At 37.8% G+C, this 20,938-nt stretch carries 17 protein-coding genes; 9 read left to right on the top strand and 8 right to left on the bottom strand.

Features of this window, described 5'->3' with window-relative positions; genetic code table 11:
- Positions 1–40 precede the first annotated feature (40 nt).
- The 3 genes from MLOOGBEN_RS10475 to MLOOGBEN_RS10465 form a co-directional block, all read right to left on the bottom strand.
- Positions 41–1,261 carry an amidohydrolase family protein gene (locus tag MLOOGBEN_RS10475; protein WP_179158209.1) on the bottom strand — a complete coding sequence of 407 codons (1,221 nt, stop codon included), beginning with the start codon at positions 1,259–1,261 and terminating at the stop codon, positions 41–43.
- Between the two features lie 13 nt (positions 1,262–1,274).
- The gene (locus MLOOGBEN_RS10470) at positions 1,275–2,513 is read right to left on the bottom strand and encodes an amidohydrolase family protein (protein WP_179158208.1); all 1,239 of its coding nucleotides are present in this window, start codon (positions 2,511–2,513) and stop codon (positions 1,275–1,277) included.
- Positions 2,514–2,592: 79 nt separating this feature from the next.
- Positions 2,593–4,170, bottom strand: a complete 1,578-nt coding sequence (locus MLOOGBEN_RS10465) for a glutathione ABC transporter substrate-binding protein (protein WP_179158207.1) — start codon at positions 4,168–4,170, stop codon at positions 2,593–2,595.
- A 340-nt stretch (positions 4,171–4,510) separates the two neighbouring features.
- Between MLOOGBEN_RS10465 and MLOOGBEN_RS10460 the strand changes: the two genes are divergently transcribed.
- The 8 genes from MLOOGBEN_RS10460 (at position 4,511) to ncs1 (ending at position 12,654) form a co-directional block, all read left to right on the top strand.
- Positions 4,511–5,365 (top strand): ABC transporter permease, encoded by an 855-nt coding sequence (locus MLOOGBEN_RS10460; RefSeq protein WP_256989057.1) that lies wholly within the window; start codon positions 4,511–4,513, stop codon positions 5,363–5,365.
- Between the two features lie 14 nt (positions 5,366–5,379).
- On the top strand, positions 5,380–6,300 hold the full coding sequence (gene nikB / locus MLOOGBEN_RS10455) for a nickel ABC transporter permease (RefSeq protein WP_179158205.1): 921 nt from the start codon (positions 5,380–5,382) through the stop codon (positions 6,298–6,300).
- A gap of 16 nt (positions 6,301–6,316) precedes the next feature.
- Positions 6,317–7,336 (top strand): ABC transporter ATP-binding protein, encoded by a 1,020-nt coding sequence (locus tag MLOOGBEN_RS10450; protein ID WP_179158481.1) that lies wholly within the window; start codon positions 6,317–6,319, stop codon positions 7,334–7,336.
- A complete protein-coding gene (locus MLOOGBEN_RS10445) occupies positions 7,336–8,328 on the top strand; it encodes an ABC transporter ATP-binding protein (RefSeq protein ID WP_179158204.1) in 993 nt (330 codons plus the stop codon). Before MLOOGBEN_RS10450 ends, MLOOGBEN_RS10445 begins: the two co-directional genes overlap by 1 nt.
- Positions 8,329–8,427: 99 nt before the next feature.
- Positions 8,428–9,177, top strand: coding sequence for a sensor histidine kinase (locus tag MLOOGBEN_RS10440; RefSeq protein WP_179158203.1), 750 nt, complete (start codon positions 8,428–8,430; stop codon positions 9,175–9,177).
- An 18-nt stretch (positions 9,178–9,195) separates the two neighbouring features.
- On the top strand, positions 9,196–9,888 hold the full coding sequence (locus MLOOGBEN_RS10435; RefSeq protein ID WP_179158202.1) for a response regulator transcription factor: 693 nt from the start codon (positions 9,196–9,198) through the stop codon (positions 9,886–9,888).
- A complete protein-coding gene (locus tag MLOOGBEN_RS10430) occupies positions 9,885–11,198 on the top strand; it encodes a sodium:solute symporter family transporter (protein ID WP_179158201.1) in 1,314 nt (437 codons plus the stop codon). The genes MLOOGBEN_RS10435 and MLOOGBEN_RS10430 overlap by 4 nt, the downstream gene beginning before the upstream one ends.
- A 13-nt stretch (positions 11,199–11,211) precedes the next feature.
- Entirely contained in the window at positions 11,212–12,654 is a 1,443-nt protein-coding gene (gene ncs1 / locus MLOOGBEN_RS10425) for an NCS1 family nucleobase:cation symporter (protein WP_218781138.1), read from the top strand.
- 71 nt (positions 12,655–12,725) lie between these two features.
- On the opposite strand, the gene MLOOGBEN_RS10420 is transcribed toward ncs1, so the two are convergent.
- The 5 genes from MLOOGBEN_RS10420 to MLOOGBEN_RS10400 all read right to left on the bottom strand — a co-directional run bounded on the left by MLOOGBEN_RS10420 (position 12,726) and on the right by MLOOGBEN_RS10400 (position 20,419).
- Complete coding sequence (locus MLOOGBEN_RS10420) at positions 12,726–14,291, bottom strand: glutathione ABC transporter substrate-binding protein (protein ID WP_179158200.1); 1,566 nt, start codon at positions 14,289–14,291, stop codon at positions 12,726–12,728.
- Between the two features lie 215 nt (positions 14,292–14,506).
- Positions 14,507–15,730 carry an amidohydrolase gene (locus MLOOGBEN_RS10415; protein ID WP_179158199.1) on the bottom strand — a complete coding sequence of 408 codons (1,224 nt, stop codon included), beginning with the start codon at positions 15,728–15,730 and terminating at the stop codon, positions 14,507–14,509.
- Positions 15,731–15,804: 74 nt separating this feature from the next.
- Positions 15,805–17,364 (bottom strand): glutathione ABC transporter substrate-binding protein, encoded by a 1,560-nt coding sequence (locus MLOOGBEN_RS10410; RefSeq protein ID WP_179158198.1) that lies wholly within the window; start codon positions 17,362–17,364, stop codon positions 15,805–15,807.
- A 115-nt stretch (positions 17,365–17,479) separates the two neighbouring features.
- Positions 17,480–18,949 (bottom strand): amidohydrolase family protein, encoded by a 1,470-nt coding sequence (locus MLOOGBEN_RS10405; protein WP_179158197.1) that lies wholly within the window; start codon positions 18,947–18,949, stop codon positions 17,480–17,482.
- A 3-nt stretch (positions 18,950–18,952) separates the two neighbouring features.
- A complete protein-coding gene (locus tag MLOOGBEN_RS10400) occupies positions 18,953–20,419 on the bottom strand; it encodes an amidohydrolase family protein (protein WP_179158479.1) in 1,467 nt (488 codons plus the stop codon).
- Between the two features lie 253 nt (positions 20,420–20,672).
- Between MLOOGBEN_RS10400 and MLOOGBEN_RS10395 the strand changes: the two genes are divergently transcribed.
- Positions 20,673–20,870 carry a hypothetical protein gene (locus MLOOGBEN_RS10395; RefSeq protein ID WP_179158196.1) on the top strand — a complete coding sequence of 66 codons (198 nt, stop codon included), beginning with the start codon at positions 20,673–20,675 and terminating at the stop codon, positions 20,868–20,870.
- Positions 20,871–20,938: the final 68 nt, after the last annotated feature.

Genomic DNA, 20,938 nt, shown 5'->3' with positions numbered 1-20,938 from the left:
ACAATGCCCCGTTAATTCCTAAACTAGCGGGGCATTTAATTTATAATTGTCCTGATACTACTTTACCTTTAAAAATAACTGCCTCACGCTTCGGCGTTCTTGCAACCGCCTCCGCTGAACAAGATGCATTGACAAGTACTAGACTTGCTTCATCTCCAGGAAGAGGCCAGGCTACTTCACCTTCATTCGTTAAAGGGGTTGGCCCGCCCGTCGCAAACTTTAAGGATTGTGCTAATGAGCGTTCATCACTTCTTCGATAAAGTTCACCGTAGCGTGTTACCTTTTCTAATACATCCCCTGTTCCATAAGGTCCCCAAGAATCATAGAATCCGTCACAGCCTAAATAGACGTTAACTCCCTTTTTATCTAAAAGGTCAATTGGCGGCAATGATTTTGTGATTGGGATTGTGGACATAATCGACATTCCAAGCGCACTTAATTTATCAGCGATTTCTTCCTGCTGAGGTACCGGCACCTCCCCTAAGCTAAAAGCATGACTTACAGCTGCGCGATTGTGCCATTTTGCTTCTTCAACCATTTCAGTAAATTTATCAACTGTATAAAAGCCTACATGGCCGCCATCATGTAAATGAATATCAATATCAGCATCAAATTCGGTCGCAAGATTCATTACTTCATAGAGTGATTGTTCAATGTTGCGGTCGATTCCTGCTGGGTCTAGCCCTCCTACCAAGTTAGCGCCTGACCTCATCGCTTCTTTCATCAATGGAATAACATTTTCTCTTAATAATCCATGCTGTGGGAAAGCTACGATTTCATACGTTAGTTTATCTGAATAATCCTCGAGAGCAGCTTTAACACCCTCAAGATTCTTCAAACCAATATAAGGATCGATATTTACATGTGACCGAATGTGTGTCGAGCCATGAGAAAGAAGCAATTCAATCATAGCACTTGCACGCTGTTTTGTTGTTGACGCTAATTCCTTGAGCTCCATCGCTTCTAATCGCAGCCGTTCTTCTAAATTTTTAGCAGGTATAGGCGCCTTCCAATCAAGCGAAAGATAAGTTTTATCTAAATGATTGTGCATTTCTTTGAAAGTTGGTAATGCTAATAATCCTTTTCCATCCTTTGTATTTTCCCCTGTTTGAATGATAAAGCTATTACTTTGCTTTTCTACAATTCTTCCATCCTCAATTTTCAAGTGAAAAAGTTCTGTTTTTGTTTCGTAAGCACCTTTTTCATCCTGTATATATCCTGTTTCTAATCTTACATTTGTTAACCAATATGGAGTGGTCATACTATTTCCTCCTTTATACCTGCACCGAATTTGATTCTGTTCGCTTGCCTTTTACCTTTTTCCCTTTAAAAAATACCGATTCTACAGAAGCCCTCCTTGCGACTGCTTCAGCAGAACAGGATGCCTTAACTAGCATCATGGTTGCATCATCGCCAACCTTTGGCCAGACTCGCTCACCTTTTTCATTTAGCGGTGTTACACCGCCTGTTCCATATTTCAAGGTTGTTGAAAGGGAATATTCGTCAGACAATCGGAATCGTTCTGCAAGTATTCCAAGCTTTTGAATCGTATTCCCTGTTCCAAACGGAGACCAGTGATCTGTAATGCTATCGTGTCCAACAGAAACTTTAATATCGTACTTATCTAGAGTAGGAATGGGTATAGTGGCACGATTTACTGGGACAGTAGTGGTGACATCTATTTCTTGTTCTTTTAAAATAGCCGCCATTTCAGATAGAGCTTCCCCTTGTAAATCACCTAATGCTATCCCATGGCTGATGGTGGCTCTGCCTTTAAGCCCCGCTTCTTTCGTATATTGTGCCATTCTTTCAAATGTAAATGCCCCTAAAGTGTTGGGGTCATGTAAATGGAGATCAACACCTTTATTGTTTTCAACGGCAATTTCAAAAATCGTATATAAAGATTTTTCGATATTACGGTCTACCGTTGCTGGATCAACGCCGCCAACTAATGTAGCCCCATTTTTCATCGCATCTCGAATCAATTGGACAGAGTCACTTTTTAATAAGCCATGCTGTGGGAAGGCAACGATTTCATAGGTTAAAACATCCTCATATTTTTTCATAGCATTCACTGTCGCCTCTAAATTTTTAAGACCAATTACAGGATCTACATTACAATGAGTACGAATATGGGTATGCCCATTTTTCAAATACATTTCAATCATTTTCTCTGCTCTTTCTTGAGCAGTTGGCAGCAACTTCGGCAATAATTCTTTTTCCTCTTCTAATCTAGTAAATATTCCTTTTGTGAGTGGAGTACAAGCCTTCCATGGCCCTCCGTAGTATGTTTTATCAATGTGTATATGCATATCGCGTAACGAAGGAAGAAGGAGTTGATGACAAGCATCAACCTGTCCCTCTTCTGTATTTGGGTAATCATTTGTGATCTCGACAATTTTCCCATCTTCGATTTTCAAATGGCAAATTTCCGTCTCGGTTCCAGTAATACGTTGATTATCGTATTTGAAGCCCTTTTCTAAACGGACATTTGCCAGCCAAAAAGTAGTCATTGCAATTCCTCCTATTGTTAAAATAGGGAAAGTACTTTTTTATGAAAAAGTACTTTCCCATTGAATATTAGAACCTCAATTACTTAATCACTACATCATCAATCATAAGGTAGTTTGCTGCGTTTAACCAAAAACCGCTGACGTTTTTACTATGAGCTGCTAAGTGCTCGTAATTACGAATTGGAATATACACCGCGTCGTCCATTTCGATTTGCATAACTTCTTCATATAGCTTTAAACGTTTAGCTTCATCTGTTTCTTGACGGGCCGCTTCGATTTTTTCATCTACCTCTGGATTACTATAGTAGAAATGATTACCTGCAGGACCCTGTGATGCAGTGTGGAATAAATTATACTGGTTATAATCTCCGTCACCAGTTGCATTTCCCCAACCATTGATTACTAATTCATGTTCACCATTATTGATCATTTCAATGAAAGCACCATATTCCATTACTTGGATTTCTACATTTACGCCGATCCCTTTTAATTGGGATTGGATTACTTCTGCCATGTTAATTCGTTCTTTACGGTCACTAGTTAATAATTTAATTTCTAAACCATTTTCATATCCGGCTTCTTTTAACAATTGCTTTGCTTCATTCAAATCATAATCATAAGGCTTAACTTTATCGCTATATCCTAATACTTTAGGGCTCATCGCAACATTTGCGAGTGTTCCTACATTATTATAAACACCTTTAATAATCGCTTCTCTTTCAATCGCATGGCTGATTGCTTTACGAACTTTTACATCATCAAATGGCTTTTTCTTTGTGTTAAATCCTAGAAATTCAACAGCTAGTCCTTCTGTACGATAGAGACCCATTGTATCGGAAGCTTCGATTCGTTCAATTTCAGTTACCGGCACTTGGTCGTTGATATGTGCTTCACCCGTTTCGATCATTGCAAGACGTGTAGCATCCTCTGGAACGACCTTAAATACGACACCGTCAATATTAGGTTTCTTCCCCCAGTATTTTTCATTCTTCTTTAGTGAAATTTCTTGACCACTTTTCCACTCTCCAAACACGAATGGACCAGTTCCAACTGGATGCTCAGCTAGTTTTTCAGGATTCTCAGCTAAAGCTTTTGGACTGATGATGCTGCCTTCCTGACTTGCCAATATAGATAAAAGTGGTGCATAAGGGTAGGCAAGCAGTAATTGTACAGTGTACTCATCTATTACCTTAACTTCAGTAATCATTTCAAATTTCGACCGTTGCGGTGAGCCAGTATTTGGGTCTAATAAACGATCAAATGTTGCTTTTACTGCCTCAGCATTAAATGGTGTTCCATCATGGAATGTTACATCATCTCTTAATTTAAATTCCCAAGTTGTATCATTTACTACCGTCCATTCTTTTGCTAAAAGTGGTTGAACTTTAAAATCCTTATCCGGTGCCACAAGTCCCTGATAAACCTTTTGGTAAATAATGTTTGCTGATGGAATATCTGTGATAAAATGCGGGTCTAGCTTGGTTGCATCAGAAAGTCGGACAACGGTTAATGTTCCACCCTCTTTTGTTTCTTCCTTGCTGCCTGAAGCTTCATTAGAAGAATTTGATTTTGTCGAACATGCCTGAGCTACTATTAACATTAATCCTACTAAAACTAATAAAATACCTTTTTTTATGAATCGTTTTTGTCTCTCCATTTTCCGTCACTCCTTTGTTGTATTTTTGTAGGATTTTGAATTTAAGGGAGAAATGATTTCCCTATACCTTTGAAATCCTTAACTGAATTATAGAAGATGATTCGCTGGAATATTTACAGAATATTTACAAGAATTTAAACTATTTTGACAAAAAAATTAAAAAATATTTACTTTCCCATTAATTTTGATAATTTTGTACATAACTCAAAAAAAAATAATAGTTTCTGAAAGGAGGATTAGGACAGCTAGAAACGGCATCATTCTTTCAAATATGAATTAGGGAGGGTTTTACATGACACTAGAGGCAAAAACAGAACAGCCAGTTGTAATAACACAAACAATGAATCAACCGAAAGAATCCAAAATAAAAGATTTCTTATCTATTTTAACCATGAACAAAGCTGCAATGGTCGGTGCTATCATCATTCTTTTCTATATTGTTGTCGCACTCTTCGCACCACTACTTGCGCCCTATGATCCATACGAAATCAATTTGGATAATAAATTAATACCTCCCTCTGCAGATCACTGGATGGGTACAGATGATAAGGGAAGGGATATTTTAAGCCGAATCCTATATGGTTCGAGACTATCGATGGGAATAGGAATAACCGCTGTAATCTTTGGAGCCTTCTTTGGAATAATTTTAGGTCTTATCGCTGGCTATTATGGAAAATGGATTGATTCTACTATTATGAGGATTATGGATATTCTCTTAGCATTTCCTGGTATTTTACTTGCTTTAGCCATCATTAGTGCACTTGGACCTGGTTTAATAAATGTAACGATAGCTGTCGGTGCATACTCTATTCCATTATTCGCCAGGATTGTACGCGGCTCAACCTTAGAAGTGAAACGACTCGAGTATATTGACGCCGTACGTTCACTAGGAGCAAATGATGTAACGATTATTTTTAAACATATTTTACCGAATATTCTTTCACCTATTATTGTACAAGGTACACTAAGACTAGCTACCGTCATTCTTTCTGCAGCAGGTTTATCATTCCTTGGTCTTGGTGCCCAGCCACCATCTCCAGAATGGGGAACAATGTTAAGCAGTGGAAGGGATTTCTTATTCTCAGCACCTTATATCGCTATTTTTCCAGGGCTGGCTATTTCTATACTAGTTTTAGGTTTTAATATTTTTGGTGATGGATTACGTGATGCTTTTGATCCAAGAATGAAGAAATAGAGGAGGTATATTAGATGTTGATGTTTATAGTACGCCGATTAATGCAAACGATCCCGGTCATTATAGGGGTAACCTTTGTCGTATTCTTTATAATGCAGTTAGTCCCAGGTGACCCAGCAGTCTTGCTTGCTGGTGAAGGTGCCTCAAAGGAAACCATTGAAGCCATACGAGAGCAATTAGGTTTAAATAGACCATTATTGGTACAATACTTCGATTACTTAACGAGCGTTTTTCGTGGAGATTTTGGAGTGTCACTTAAGAATAGTCAGCCTGTCCTAGATGAAGTTTTAGTGAGATTACCTATTACAATTGAGCTTGCCTTTTTTAGTATTCTTATAACGATTGTTTTAGGAATGGCTGCTGGAATTATTTCTGCGATTAAGCCTTATTCCCTAAAGGATACAACAGTTATGATTGTAGCCTTATTAGGGATTTCATTACCAAGCTTTTGGTTTGGTTTAATGTTAATGTATTTCTTCTCAGTAAAACTGCAAATCCTTCCTGTTGCTGGCTGGGATAGCATACTTCATGTTATCCTGCCTGCGCTGACATTAGGTGCAGGGGGGGCAGCCATTGTAGCCCGAATGACAAGATCTAGTATGCTCGATGTTATACGTCAGGATTATATCCGAACAGCTCGTGCTAAAGGGGTACGTGAAAGTGTAATTATTTATAAGCACGGATTACGTAATGCTTTAATTCCAGTTATTACAGTAGTTGGATTACAATTCGGGGCTTTACTTGGCGGGACAGTTCTAGTTGAATCAATCTTCGCTATTAATGGACTGGGAAGAATGATTGTCGACTCGATTCGCATGAGGGATTTACCAATGGTTCAAGGTGGGGTATTAGTTGCTTCTCTCGTTTTCGTCGTAGTGAACTTGATTGTCGATGTACTATACCGATTCTTTAATAAACGGATTGAATTAAATTAATAGGTGGTGAAAGATGATGACGGAGAATAACAAACCGATTTTAGAAGTAAAAGGATTAAAAACACATTTCTTTACAAAGCGCGGTGTAAGTAAGGCGGTTGATGGCATCGACTTTAATTTGCATAAAGGAGAAACCTTAGGAATTGTCGGTGAATCTGGATGTGGAAAAAGTATAACATCTCTTTCCATTCTGCGTTTAATCCCCTCACCTCCTGGGAAAATAGCGGGCGGACAAGTTCTGTTTAAAGGAAAAGATCTGGTGACAATGTCTGAAGATGAAATGAGAAAAGTCCGTGGAAATGAGATTTCGATGATTTTTCAGGAACCGATGACATCATTGAATCCTGTTTTACCGGTAGGAGAGCAAATTGCTGAAGCGTTACGAATGCACCAAAAAATGGGACGTAAAGCCGCGTGGGAAAAGTCCGTTGAAATGTTAAAGCTTGTTGGTATTCCTTCCCCGGAAAAGAGAGCTAAACAAGAGCCTTTCCAATTAAGCGGCGGTATGCGTCAGCGTGTCATGATTGCGATGGCACTTGCTTGTACCCCTGAGGTATTAATAGCAGACGAACCTACAACAGCATTGGATGTAACCATTCAAGCACAAATCCTAGAGTTGATTAAAGATTTGCAAAATAAGCTGGGCATGGGGGTTATTATGATTACCCATGATTTAGGTGTCGTTGCCGAAACCTGTGATACCGTAGCCGTCATGTACGCAGGTAATATTATTGAACATGCACCAACAGAGAAAATTTTTGCTAATCCAAGACATCCATACACACAAGGTTTACTAGATTCACTTCCTAAAATTCATGAGGATCAGGAAGAATTACAAACGATTGAAGGCAGTGTCCCAAGCCCCTACAATATGCCTGCTGGCTGCCGCTTTGCTTCTAGATGCCCTCACCAGCAGCCGATTTGTCATCAGCAGCAGCCAGAACTTATTGAACAAAATGATGGAGTAAAGGTTCGCTGCTGGATGTATACAGATCAGTGGAATGCAAAAAGTGTAAAAGAGGAGGCGGTAAAATAATGCAGGCTGCAGTAGATAAGAAAGTATTATTAGAGGTAGAACATCTAAAGCAATATTTTCCAGTTAAAACAGACTCCCTTTTTAAGCCTAAAGCCTATGTACAAGCAGTAGACGACATCTCCTTCAAGCTATACGAGGGAGAGACTTTAAGTATCGTAGGTGAATCTGGCTGCGGAAAATCCACAACTGGCCGTGCAATTTTAAGACTGGATGAACCTACAGACGGAAAGGTTTATTATTCAGGGACAGACATTTTAGGATTAAATAAGAAGGAAATGAGAAAGCTTAGAGGGGATTTACAGGTTATATTTCAAGATCCTTTTGCTTCACTTAACCCAAGGCAAACCGTTAAGCAAATTTTAAATGAAGCCATGGCCATTCAAGATGTAGTGGAAAAGTCAAAAAGAATGGATCGAATGCTTGAACTACTTGGCTATGTCGGGCTTCCCTCTGAGGCACTTGACCGCTACCCTCACGAATTCAGCGGCGGTCAGCGGCAGCGAATTGGGATTGCGAGAGCCCTTGCAGTTAATCCTAAATTAATAATTTGCGATGAAGCTGTTTCTGCCTTGGATGTATCTGTTCAAGCACAAGTCTTAAATCTACTAAAGAAACTGCAAAAGCAGTTTGGACTTACCTTTTTATTTATCTCCCACGATTTGAGTGTAGTCAGACATATTTCTGATCGGGTCATGGTTATGTACCTTGGGAAAGTCGTTGAGATTGCTGATAAAAAGGATTTATTTGATACACCGCTGCATCCATATACTCGTGCATTGTTATCATCGATTCCTGTACCAAATCCGGAATTAAAACGGGAGCGGATCATCCTAAAAGGAGACGTACCCTCCCCTATTAATCCACCAAAAGGCTGCAGATTCCATACCCGTTGTCCATTTGCAACAGAGAAATGCAAAGTAGAAGAACCAGATTTAAGAGAATTGGATACAAATCATATGGTCAGCTGTCATTACGCAGAAAAATTCATGTAAGATTATTTTTTAATTATAAGAAAATAAGGTAAAATATTATATTAAAAAAGGGAGAGGCAAACGCCTCCCTTTTTCTTCATATAAAGGAGAATTTCGGTTATGTTAACAGTTGAAGCTTTCTCCCTAAATATTATGATTGCGGCCCTTGCACCTTTACTAGGAGCCTTTACATTGCTTTTTTTATTTATTTTTGAAAAGCGAATTGACCTGCTGGAAAAAAAAACACGGGAAATTGCTTTAGAAAGAGAGCTGCAAACTGCTCTTTACAACCAATTGAATCAAGAGATTCAGCCTCACTTCTTTTTTAACACATTAAATTCAATATTAAGCTTAGCAAGACTGGATCGAAAAACTGAATTAATCCGATCAATTGAGACGCTATCAAAGCTGCTTAAATTTAAGTATCAAACAAATAACACTTTTATTACAATTGATGAGGAAATATCCTATGTTAATTATTATTTAGAAATACAAAAAATACGATTTCGGGACAGGCTTCATTACGAATTTTCAATCGACCCAAATGTAAACCAAGCAATTACCATCCCGTTTATTATTCAAACCTTTATTGAAAATGCTTTTAAACATTCTTTTGAGAAATATGTTGGTGAAGCATTTTTAAAAACAACCATTGAAAAAAGGGAAGAAGAAATCCATATAACAGTATGGAATAATGCCGTGGAAGGTCCAGAGGAACTGTCACTGGAAAGGGGACTTGGTTTAGAAAACATTACAAAAAGGCTGGAGTTATTATTCCCGGATGGTAAAACATCTGTTCAATTAATCAACTCAGACAATGGGACAAGTGTTTTAGCTATTTTTCCATTTATACTGAAAAATGAAATTTAAGGAAGGTGAAAATTACGAATGAATATACTGCTAGTTGATGATGAACCTCTAGAATTAGAGCAGCTCGAGTATTTAATTCTTAACAAATTTCCAAACTGGAAGATTTTCAAGGCTCAAGATGCTTCCATAGCACTCCAAATCGTTAAGCAGCATGACATCTTTCTTGCATTTCTAGATATTCAAATTCCTGGGAAAAATGGCTTGGATTTAGCTAAAGAATTAACACAAACTTATACGATTGACATTATAATGGTTACTGCTTTTCAAAATTTTGAATATGCTCAGACTTCGATAAGACTTGGGGTCATTGATTACATAACCAAACCAATTATTGAAGTTGAATTAATGACCGTATTAAGCAAGTATGAAAGATTAGGGCGTTATACTGAGCAAATTGTAAATGCAATAAGCATTATTCACGCGGAATATAGTGAAAAATTAACGTTAAATTATTTAGCTTCAAAAATTCATATTAATCCCGCTTATTTAAGCAGAAAATTTCATGAGGAAGTTGGGATGGGCTTTTCCGAGTATTTAAACGAGTTTCGCTTAAAGGAAGCTCAAAAAATGCTCGTTGAGTATCCTGATTTAAGTATTAGTACGGTTTCTGAAAGATGCGGTTTTAACAGCCAGCATTATTTCAGCCAAATTTTCCGAAAAATGACAGGACAATCACCAAGGGATTTTCGCTTAAGGGAGACATTCCATTGAAAAATAATGATTATCAGTTATATATCAGTGGTCCCATTAAACTCGGGGTAAGCTTTGGAGTTGTTAGTTTATTAGCTCGATGGGTAACAGGAAATACCATCCTTTCCTCTCCGGAAACCTTGATCAAATATGGGATTATCGGTGGAATTGGATACTCACTAGTGGGGGCGTTATCCTCTATTTTATTTGGATTTTTAGCAAAAAGAATCCGTGAGAATTTCCCTGGTAAGCATACGATCGGAGATGTTTTAAGACAAAAATTAACACCAAGCGGATATTGGTTAATGATAACAGTTCTTATTCTTACAAGCTTTCATTCCTTATTTGTCCAAGCTATGGGCGCAGGAATTCTTATCCATATGATTTTTCCGATTCCTCATTTTATTGGGTTATTGCTTTTTTTGGCCTTTTGTTTTTTTATCGGAGGAGTCGGAGGCATGCAGCGCCTTCACCAAGTGGCTGGTGTTAATGTCACCCTTATTTTTGCATCCGTCATTATTATCCCAGTCTACTTTTATATTCAAGAAGGAGTTTATCCTGTTTATGACGGAATTAAGCTATATCATCCTTATTTATTGTATATAAAGAACACGGATGCCTTTTGGTTTATTTTCACAGCAATCGTTGTCTTTTTTGGTCAAATTTTGATTGACCGTGCTTCATGGCAAAGAATGTTTATCATTCAAAAGGAAAAAGTTCAAATAACCTTTACCTTAACAGGATTAATTTGGGCAACCATCCCACTAGCTTTATCCTCCTTGTTAATGATTACAATTTTCGGCAGAAGCTTTGAAAATATTTATTCCTTGTTCTCTGAATTAGTCAACAGAATCCAATCATCTCTATTAATCGTCCTATTTGTTGTCTTTATTTTTAGTTCAATCGCTTCTGCCCTCAGTGCAGAATTGCACGCCACAACTACCCTATTTGTAAAAAATATACTTGAAATGTTTTCAACTCTAACAAACGATGAGAAATGGAAATACACTTATATTTTTTCAGGGGCTGTAAGTGTATGTTTACTTGTCATAGTCAGTATTGTTACTCCTAGGCCGCTCACGCTATTGTTTTTCACTGGGAATATTTATGCGGCGATAATCATCCCAATTTTATATATCATCCTAAGTAAAGATATTCTCCCTTTCATAGTCCCCTTTTCATCCTTTATTGGAGCTGCTGGAGGCTATATTTTTGTAACAATAACGGAAGACTTTAAAGGAATATGGCTTAGCTTTACGATTTCAACAGTACTTTGTTTACTTGTCTTACTATATAAGACAATAACTAGAAATAAAAGTAAGGTATTATAGGGGGCGGCTTTGTTTGAGACAAAATCATGTAATAATAGAAAATCAAGCCCATTTTAGCCCAGATTTATTACCAACTTCATCTGAAGCTAGAACATGGAAGATAGGTCAATTTTTCTCCATCTGGATGGGCTCTGTCCATAACGTGCCTTCCTATGTAACAATTGGCGGGTTCTTTGCATTAGGCTTATCAATTTGGCAGGTATTCTCTATCATTATCTTTTCTTCCATATTACTATCAGTCATGATGGTATTGAATGGGCATGCTGGCAGCAAATATGGAATTCCATTTTCTATTCTGCTCCGTGCAAGCTATGGGAAAAAGGGTGCTCTCATTCCGGGGGTCCTAAGAGGCGTAATTGCCGCGATTATGTGGTTTGGTCTTCAAACCTATGCTGGCAGTCTAGCCATTTGTATATTAATAGGGGAATTTTGGCCAGAGTATTTATCTTTAGGCGGAAGTTTTAACTTTTTTGGATTAAACCTTTCTGGTCTCCTTTCCTTTCTACTCTTCTGGATTATTAATGTTTTATTCATTTTTGCTGGCATCGATCGATTAGGGAAGTTAACAAAAATTGTATCCCCATTAATTTTTGTGGTTTTTGGCGGAATGGCTATCTGGTCGATTAAACTGGCAGGTGGAATTGAACCAATAATAAACTATAGTTCAAGAGGGGTTGATGGAAATAGTATTTTGGTTTTCATAAGTTGTGTTTCGGCCATTATGGCAACATGGGTTGCACAAATTCTAAGTGTTTCTGATATTACTAGGTTTTCTCGTTCTAATAAAGATCAATCAATTGGACAGATTTCTGGGCTGATTATTACATATTTATTATTTGCTGTAGCCAGCATTTCAATCATTGTGGGTTCAGAGATTGCTTTTGGAGTTCCGATTTGGAATGTACTTGAAGTGGTGGAGAGATTCGATAGTAGATTTGCCATTACCCTTTCACTTCTAACGATTTGCTTATCAACTTTATCAGTTAATATTGTTGGAAATATCATACCTGCCGGCTATCAACTTGCTTCTCTTTTCCCAAAGAGACTGAATTTTAAAACAGGGGCTCTAGCCGCAACCATTATCGGTATAGTTATTATGCCTTGGAAGCTAATGGAGAACCCAACAAGCATATTCGCCTTTTTAAATATTGTTGGAGGATTGTTAAGTCCCGTCATTGGTGTGATGCTGACGAATTATTTCCTAATTTGTAAAAAAGAAATTAATTTACAAGAATTATATTCTATTAACCACAATCGAAATTCCAACGGGATTAATCTCCCCGCTATGCTTGCAACCCTCTTCGCAGGCATAATAAGCCTGATGGGAAATTTTGTACCCTTCCTTGGTCCGTTAACAAGTATTTCTTGGTTTACAGGGATATTTCTAGCCATTCCTTTATATTTAGCTTTATATTATTTTAATAAGCAATTTGAATTAAGTCCAATAAAAGAATAGAAAGAAGAGGCTGATTCTAAATGGTTATCACTTACCAACCATTAGAACCAGCCTCTCCTATTATTTATTGTTTATTTAATTGAAACATCATTGATTTCTAAATAACCGGCAGCACTTATTCTAAAGCCATCAATCTTTTTTGAAACAGCAGCTACGTTTTCAATGACACGTACAGGTACATATACAGCATCCTGCATTTCTAATTCTTGTGCCTCCGCATAAATCTGTATGCGTTTTTCTGGATCACTCTCAATTCGTCCAGCATTAACTAACTGATCAACCCTTTCATTACTGTAAAAGAAGACATTACCAGCAGGTCCCTTTGAAGACGAGTGGAAAAGATTGTATTGATTGTAATCGGCGTCACCAGTTGCATTTCTCCAGCTATTAATAAACATTTGTGATTCGCCTCTATTTCTTTTCTCAATAAAAGTTCCAGCTTCAAATACCTGTATTTCTACGTCAACACCAATCCCTTTTAACTGTGATTGAACAACTTCTGCAAGACTTACTCTTTCCTTTACATCATTGGTTGACAAGATTGTTTTTAAACCATTAGGATATCCTGCTTCTGCCAATAATCTCTTAGCTTCATTTAAGTTATATTCATAAGCTTTCAAACCTTCATGATATCCAAATACTTGAGATCCTAATAGAGAATTCGCTTTTTTTCCTACGTTATTAAATACACCCTTGATAATAGAATCCATTTCAATGGCATGTGCAATCGCTTTTCGGACACGGATATCATTAAATGGTTTTTTCTCCGTGTTAAAACCAATATATTCCGTACCAAAACCTTCACTCCGATAGACTTCCATTGCTGATGAAGCATCTACTGTATCCATCATCGTTACAGAAAGCGGCTCTGCTATATGTGCTTCACCTGTCTCAATCATTGAGGTTCTGGTTGTTTCCTCTGGAACAATTTTAAAAATAACTTTATCGACCTTTGCTTTATCTCCAAAATATTGATCATTTTTAGCTAATACTATTTCTTGGCCTGGTGTCCAAGATTCAAATGAAAAAGGCCCGGTTCCATTTGGTTCATTGATGATGTTCTTGCCAAACTTCTCAATCGCCTTTGGACTAATAATTCCTCCCTCATGACTGGCTAGGATGGAGAGTAAAGGTGCAAACGGTTCATCTAAGATAAATTGAACTGTAAATTCATCGATGACTTTCACTTCACTAACCATTTTGAAAACACCGGCTCTAGGTGCTTTTACATTCGGATCTAAAAGCCGGTCAAAATTCGTTTTGACAGCGCTTGCATTAAAAAGTGTTCCATCATGAAATTTCACATCATCTCTTAATTTAAATTCCCATGTTTTACTATCCATCTGTTGCCACGAATTTGCCAATAGAGGCTGGATTTGAGCATCTTTATCTCGTCCTACTAAACCCTCATACACTTTTCCATGAGTTACACTTGCTGCATTAATGGTATTCATAAAATGGTGATCCAAATTCTCTGCGTCTGCTAAACGAACTATCACTAAAGTACCGCCATCTTTAGCTTTATCTTCCTTTTCATCACCATTGGAGCTGGCACTTTGATTTGTAGAACAACCAGTAAATAACATTACCATTAGCAGTGCTAGAATAAATTTTCTGATAATTAGTTTTTCTTTCATGAACTCTCCCCCTTGTTTCATCGTATTTTTCTATCTATTCTAATTATAAAAAATATTCAGTATATTTTTATTGAAAATCTTTACTATTATTTTCGTTATCTTTACTGCTTTTAGTAGTTTCTTACCGTCCTAAAAATCTACTAAAAACCTATCAAACAAGAGGATGTAAAAATCCATCCCCTTTATCATTGATTTACCGTTACAAGAATAATGAATTAATACAAAGAACCAAAAACTACGTTACCTTTATAGATAACTGCTTTACGTTTTGAACGTCTAGCAACCGCCTCAGCCGCACAGCTGGCTTCTACAAGGACGATATTCGCAGCAACACCTGCCTTTGGCCATAGCTGGTTCCCATCCTTATCTAATAGAGTTTTTCCACCTGTAATATACTTTAAGGCTTGACCAAGTGAAACCTCATCTGTCCATCTGAATCGTTCAATCAGACGTCCAGCCCTCTCAAGAACATCACCATTTCCTGTAGGCCACCAAGAATCATAGATATTATCGTTTCCTACAGCTACATCTACTCCATATTCATTTAAAAGGTTTACGGGTGGGATATTCCGTCCTATTGGAAGGCTGGTCACAATAGAGATTCCTGCTTCTCTTAAAATTCCTGCCATTTCAATTGCTTCTTCTTTCGAGACATCTCCTAATCCGAATGCATGACTGACTGCTACCCTTCCTTCCCAGCCTGCTTGTTTAGTTAAATAGGCAAGTCGTTTCATCGTGAAAGTTCCTAAATGGCCGGGGTCATGTAAATGCAAGTCGATATCAGCATTTCCTTCAACAGCCAAGTCCAGTAACTGTACTAATGAGGCTTCAATATTATTATCTACCGTTGCCGGGTCAACTGCCCCCACAATCCCTGCACCGTTTCTCAATGCTTCTCTAACCAATTGTACAGTACCAGGACGCAGCAAGCCATGCTGGGCAAAGGCAACTATTTCTGAACTTAACCTATTAGAATATGTTTCAAGTGCTAGACTGACCCCATCCAAATTGTGCAATCCTGCTTCCGGATAGATGTCCACATGTGTTCTTACATGGGTTGAGCCATAGGACAATAAAACGTCCAGCAAAGCTTCTGCGCGTTGCTGTGTACTGGAAGGTATAGAAGCTAGAATATTTTTTTCAATTTCACATCGTTCAATAACGCCTGAAGCGGGGATACAAGCCCGCCAGTCCTCCCCCATATAAGTCTTATCTAGATGAACATGCTTTTCAATAAATGAGGGAAGCAGCAGCAAACCATTTGCATCCCTTACAGGTAAATCATTTCCGACAGACTCTGCTTCTTTGATAATTTTTTCTATCCTGCCATCCTCTATTAATAAGTGAAAAAGCTCTGTTTTTGTTCCTTTTACTCTATCATTTTCTTTTATATATCCCGTTTCTAGGCGGGCATTTGTTAACCAATAGGTACGGCTCATAATAAAACATCCTTTCTTTACTTTTACAAGATAAAAGGGCGTATCCCACTTGGAAATCCCTCTTATCTTTTTACCTATTTAATTGAAACATCATTGATTTCTAAATAACCTGAGGGACTAATTTCAAAACCATCCACATTTTTTGCTACAGCTGCTAGATTTTCAATTACTCTAACTGGAATATATATTGCATCTTCCATTTCTAATTCTTGTGATTTCGCATACAGTTCGATTCGTTTATTTGGGTCTTTTTCTTTGCGCGCAGCATCAATTAAACGATCAACCTCTTGATTGCTATAAAAGAAGGTATTGCCAGCTGCTCCTTGAGAATTAGTATGGAAAAGATTGTATTGATTGTAATCGGCATCGCCGGTTGCGTTTCTCCAGCTGAGAATAAACATTTCAGAATCCCCGCTGTTAGCTTGCTCAACAAACGTACCGTACTCTAAAACTTGTATATTTACTTTCACACCGATTCCTTTTAACTGAGACTGAATTACCTCTGCCATATTAATTCTTTCTTTACTATCCATTGTTTTTAATGTTGTTTCAAAACCATCTGGATATCCGGCTTCTGCTAGCAATTTCTTTGCTTCATTAAGGTTATATTCATAGGCTTCCATCTCAGCGTGATAGCCAAAAACCTTTGAGCCTAATAATGAATTCGCTTTTTTACCAACATTATTGTATACGCCCTTTATAATCGAATCCATTTCAACAGCATGTGAAATTGCTTTACGTACACGGATATCATTAAATGGCTCTTTTTGGACGTTAAAGCCAATATATTCCGTACCAAATCCTTCACTTCGGTAGACCTCTACTTTTGACGAAGCTTCTACAGTAGACATCATCGGTACTGAGAGTGGTTCAGCAATATTGGCCTCCCCAGTTTCGAGCATTGAGATTCTTGTCGTTTCTTCTGGTACAACTTTAAATACAACTTTATCTACATTAGCCTTTGTTCCCCAGTATTCATTGTTCTTAGTAAAGACAATTTCTTGTCCAGGGGTCCAGGATTCAAAAACAAAGGGACCCGTACCATTCGGTTCATTGATAATTTCTTTACCAAACTTTTCAATCGCTTTTGGACTGATAATACCGCCTTCATGGCTTGCTAGAATAGAAAGTAATGGTGAGAATGGCTCAGATAAAATAATTTGAACTGTAAATTCATCCACTGCCTTCACTTCTTTTACCATTTTAAATACAACTGCTCTTGGTGAACCAACATTTGGATCCAACAGACGATCAAATGTCGCTTTTACCGCTTCTGCATTAAAGGCTGTTCCATCATGGAACTTTACATCTTGTCTAAGTTTAAATTCCCATGTTAAATCATCAAGCTGTTTCCACTCTTCTGCAAGTAAAGGTTTAATTTCGGCATTTTTATCACGCCCTACAAGCCCCTCATATATTTTACTGTGGGTAACACTTGCCGCGTTAATCGTTGACATGAAATGATGATCTAAGTTCTCAGCATCCGATAAGCGGGCAATGACTAGTGTACCGCCATCTTTTTTTGCGATACCGCTGTTATTATCCTCTGTGCTGACATCCTTTTTAGTTGAACATCCAGTAATAACGATTGCTAATAGCATAACGAGTAAAAATCTTCCTAATCTCCATTTCATGGACCAAAACCCCCTGAATATTTTTATATGCATTTGTCTAATTATAAGAAATATTCAGACTACTTGTTTTTAAAATATTTACTTTATTTTTCATTATCTTTACTACTTGAATAAATTAAAAAAAGTCCACTATCTTAAAGGATGAAGGCAGCAGCTCATTCTCGGGAAGCTGTTGATAATCTCTTTCCAAATATCCCTTTTTCATTTTATTAAAATACTTTTGTCCCTTGGATTTAATTTCTTCTAAATCCAGGTTAGGAATGACTCTATCCTTCATAACTACCCTGCCATTAATGATTGAAAATTTCACATCTCTTCCTGACCCGCTAGCAATCATTGTACGAATCGGGTCATCTATCACTCCTATATGGAAGCCGTCCAAGTCTATTGCTATGATATCTGCCTTTGCGCCTGCTGTAAGTCTGCCAAGGTCTTCCCTTCCTAGAAAGTTGGCTCCACCAATTGTTGCAGCCCGAAATAAATCAGCATAGGATGAATCCTCTACTTCTTTTTCAATCAGCCTGGATAGCATACTGCCTGTTCGGATATTTTGAAACATATCTGGTGGAAAGGTGTCTGTACCCAGTGCTAAATTAATACCTGCCCTTTTGTATTTTGCAAATGATTCTAAAGCAGAGCTATGCCTTCCGATGATTAAAGGACAATGGATAACGGTTGTATTGGTTTCTGTTAGCAGCGCTTTATCATCGCCATCACCGGTTTGCGCTTCACTATAACCAGCAATAAAATGTGCGTGTGGAATTCCAGTTTTTGGTCCTAAAAAGCCGAGATCATACAAATAACGAATCGGTGTTACCCCATGTTTTTCTAAGATTGTGTGATATTCAAAGCTCCCCTGTGCTGCATGAAGTTTAATTGGAACATTTAACTTTTCACTATAATATTTAGTCAGTTTCAGGCTTTCTTCAGTTTGACTCTCAATTCGTTCAGGTGCCAACATTCCTTTAACCAAGCCATCATAGGCACCATCAAATTCTTCTATAAACTTTACAGCACGCTCGAGCCCTGCTCTCCCTGCATCTTCATCCCAATAAAGATTGATTGTTCCATCTGGCTCCACGACTCTAATTCCAGATTGATAACTTGGGCCTAAGTAAATCCTTAATCCTAATCCGCCTGCATGGTTGGCTGCTGCGGCTAATTCCTCATATGTCTCTGCCCATTTTTTATAAAAAACAGATGTAATCGGCATCGCAGTAGTCACACCATGAAGAATCAACTGAGAATAGGCATACAATGATTTAAATTCTTCTTCTTCCGCTGTCATAACTTCATGATGACCGTTTTCAACATAACTCTTTGACCAGAGCAGGTTTTTCTGTTTGTCGCTAGCTGCTTCTAAATGCAGGATATCATGATCAATATCACCTAGTGCATTTAAATCGATAAATCCTGGACTAATGACTGCGTTCCCAGCATCAATAACTTCATCCACTTTTCCAGTGTAATTTTTACCTACATATAAAATAGTATCATTTTCATACACTACCTCTGAATCCTCTAAAATTACATGATCATCCCCATCAAAACCAATCACATATTTTCCTTTAAGTTTTGTTTTCATTTATTATTCTCCTTTCAATCTAGCAAAACTATAATCTTCTTCGTTATATCTCATTTCATCAACATAGCCTCGTGCATGCCCCCAAAAATACTTGGAGGGTTCCATATACTTCCTAAGGCCCGCCCGCTCGACAGTTGAATTGGCCTCTTCATTGGCCTCATACAACACTGTTTTTTCATCAGCGGTTTGAACTTTTCGACCTTCCATAATTACCTTACCATCTACAATCACATGATAGACATCATTTGCAACTGCTTGATATACCAAGCGATGGACATGCATAAATTCTGGAGTTAAGTGGGGCTGATTAAGGTTCACCGTAATGACGTCGGCTTTTTTACCAATTTCAAGAGAACCAAGTTCGTCATCCCAGCCAATGCATCTCGCTGCATCAATTGTTACCATTTCTAATAGTTTTCCAGGAGGCAAATAAAATTCATCTCTAAGAGCAGATTGGTGAATAAACTGCGTTTTTCTCATCGCTTGAAACATATCAAAGCTTGTACATGGGGATGTACCATCGGTAGAGATAGCCACCGTTGCACCCAATTCAATTAACTCAGGTACCGGAGTTCTCGCACTAGCCTGGGTTATGCCTGGGGAGGCACTCACATTCGTACCTGTATCCGCTAAAATTCGTGCCTCATCGAATGAAATTCCACGGCAGTGCTGAAGGTGAACATCTGGTCCTAACAGGGCGTTTTTCCAATCTTTTACAGCCATATGAATCATACCGCCAAAGGCATCAGAATGGATCCGTGTTTGATACTTTCTAGCAATCTCACGTATTCTCTTTGCTTGATATAGGTCATGCTCTGTTAACCCATAAAGCCTCCCTGGTGATGTTGGGCCTGATGGTTCGACTGAGGTAACGATGACAAAAGGGGTAATAAATGCACGTGTCCGGTCTTCATTCGCATGATTCAATGCTTCAATGACTGCTTCTGCACCTTGCAGCACTTCTTCGTACGTTACTTCTTTCGCAATCCGTTTACCATCCACCCAGCGGCTGAATAAGTGTGGCCATGGCGGATTACAAGGGCCTGTACAAACAACATCTCTAATACCAACCTCTGCGTATGCTCTTGCATGATTGATCGCGAAGATCGGGTCATCAGACCGCGGCATCGACCCTAAAACAGATACACCTGTAGTTATCCCAGCTTTTAAACGCTCTAGTGCAGAGAGTTTTCCTTCGTAATACCAAAAATCATCGGTTACAAAATGTTTATACGTATTGGTCATAATTTGCATCCAAAAATCATTATCGATGGCAATAGTCTTAAACATAGAGTGTCCGCCATGTCCGTGAACATCGATTAATCCAGGTAAAATACACTGATGACTGCAATCAATCACTTTTTTTGCCTCATATTTTAATGCTAGAATTTCTGTTAAGCCAATATCTAAAAGTCTGCCATCGTTAATAGCAACAGCACCATCTTGAAGAATTCGCCTGTTGGCATCCATAGTGATAACAGTACCGTGAATTAACAGCAAATCAATCAATTAGTCTTCCTCCTTTTCTATCTATTCAGGTGTGTTTTACAATTTTGTTTATTAGTTTAATTATAGGAAATGGTAAATGAAATTATTTTCAGAATTATTACTCTTTTTTAAGATTTTTCTACTTCTTTTCCACATCATATTTACTTAAAATATCCTTTTGTTTAAATTAAATGAAAGAACTGGATGGGAAACTTTACTGAGGGGCTGCATAAAAATGAATGTCTTATTACTTGATGATGAACCATTAGAGTTAGAACAACTAGAATACTTGTTGCTATCTGAATTTCCTTCATGGAAGTTTTTCAAGGCTTCAGATGCGAGTCAAGCACATTCAATTAATCTAAATCATGAAATTGATTTAGCATTTTTAGATATTAATCTTCCAGGAAAATCAGGCCTTAAATGTTATTGATTTATTATATAGTCCAGAAATTGACGATATTAGGTGTCCGTATTTTGACGGAATATCTGTCCAAAATT

This window comes from Bacillus sp. EB106-08-02-XG196, assembly GCF_013396335.1.
Classification (GTDB): Bacteria; Bacillota; Bacilli; order Bacillales; family Cytobacillaceae; genus Neobacillus.
This window is presented reverse-complemented; position numbering and strand designations above follow the sequence as displayed.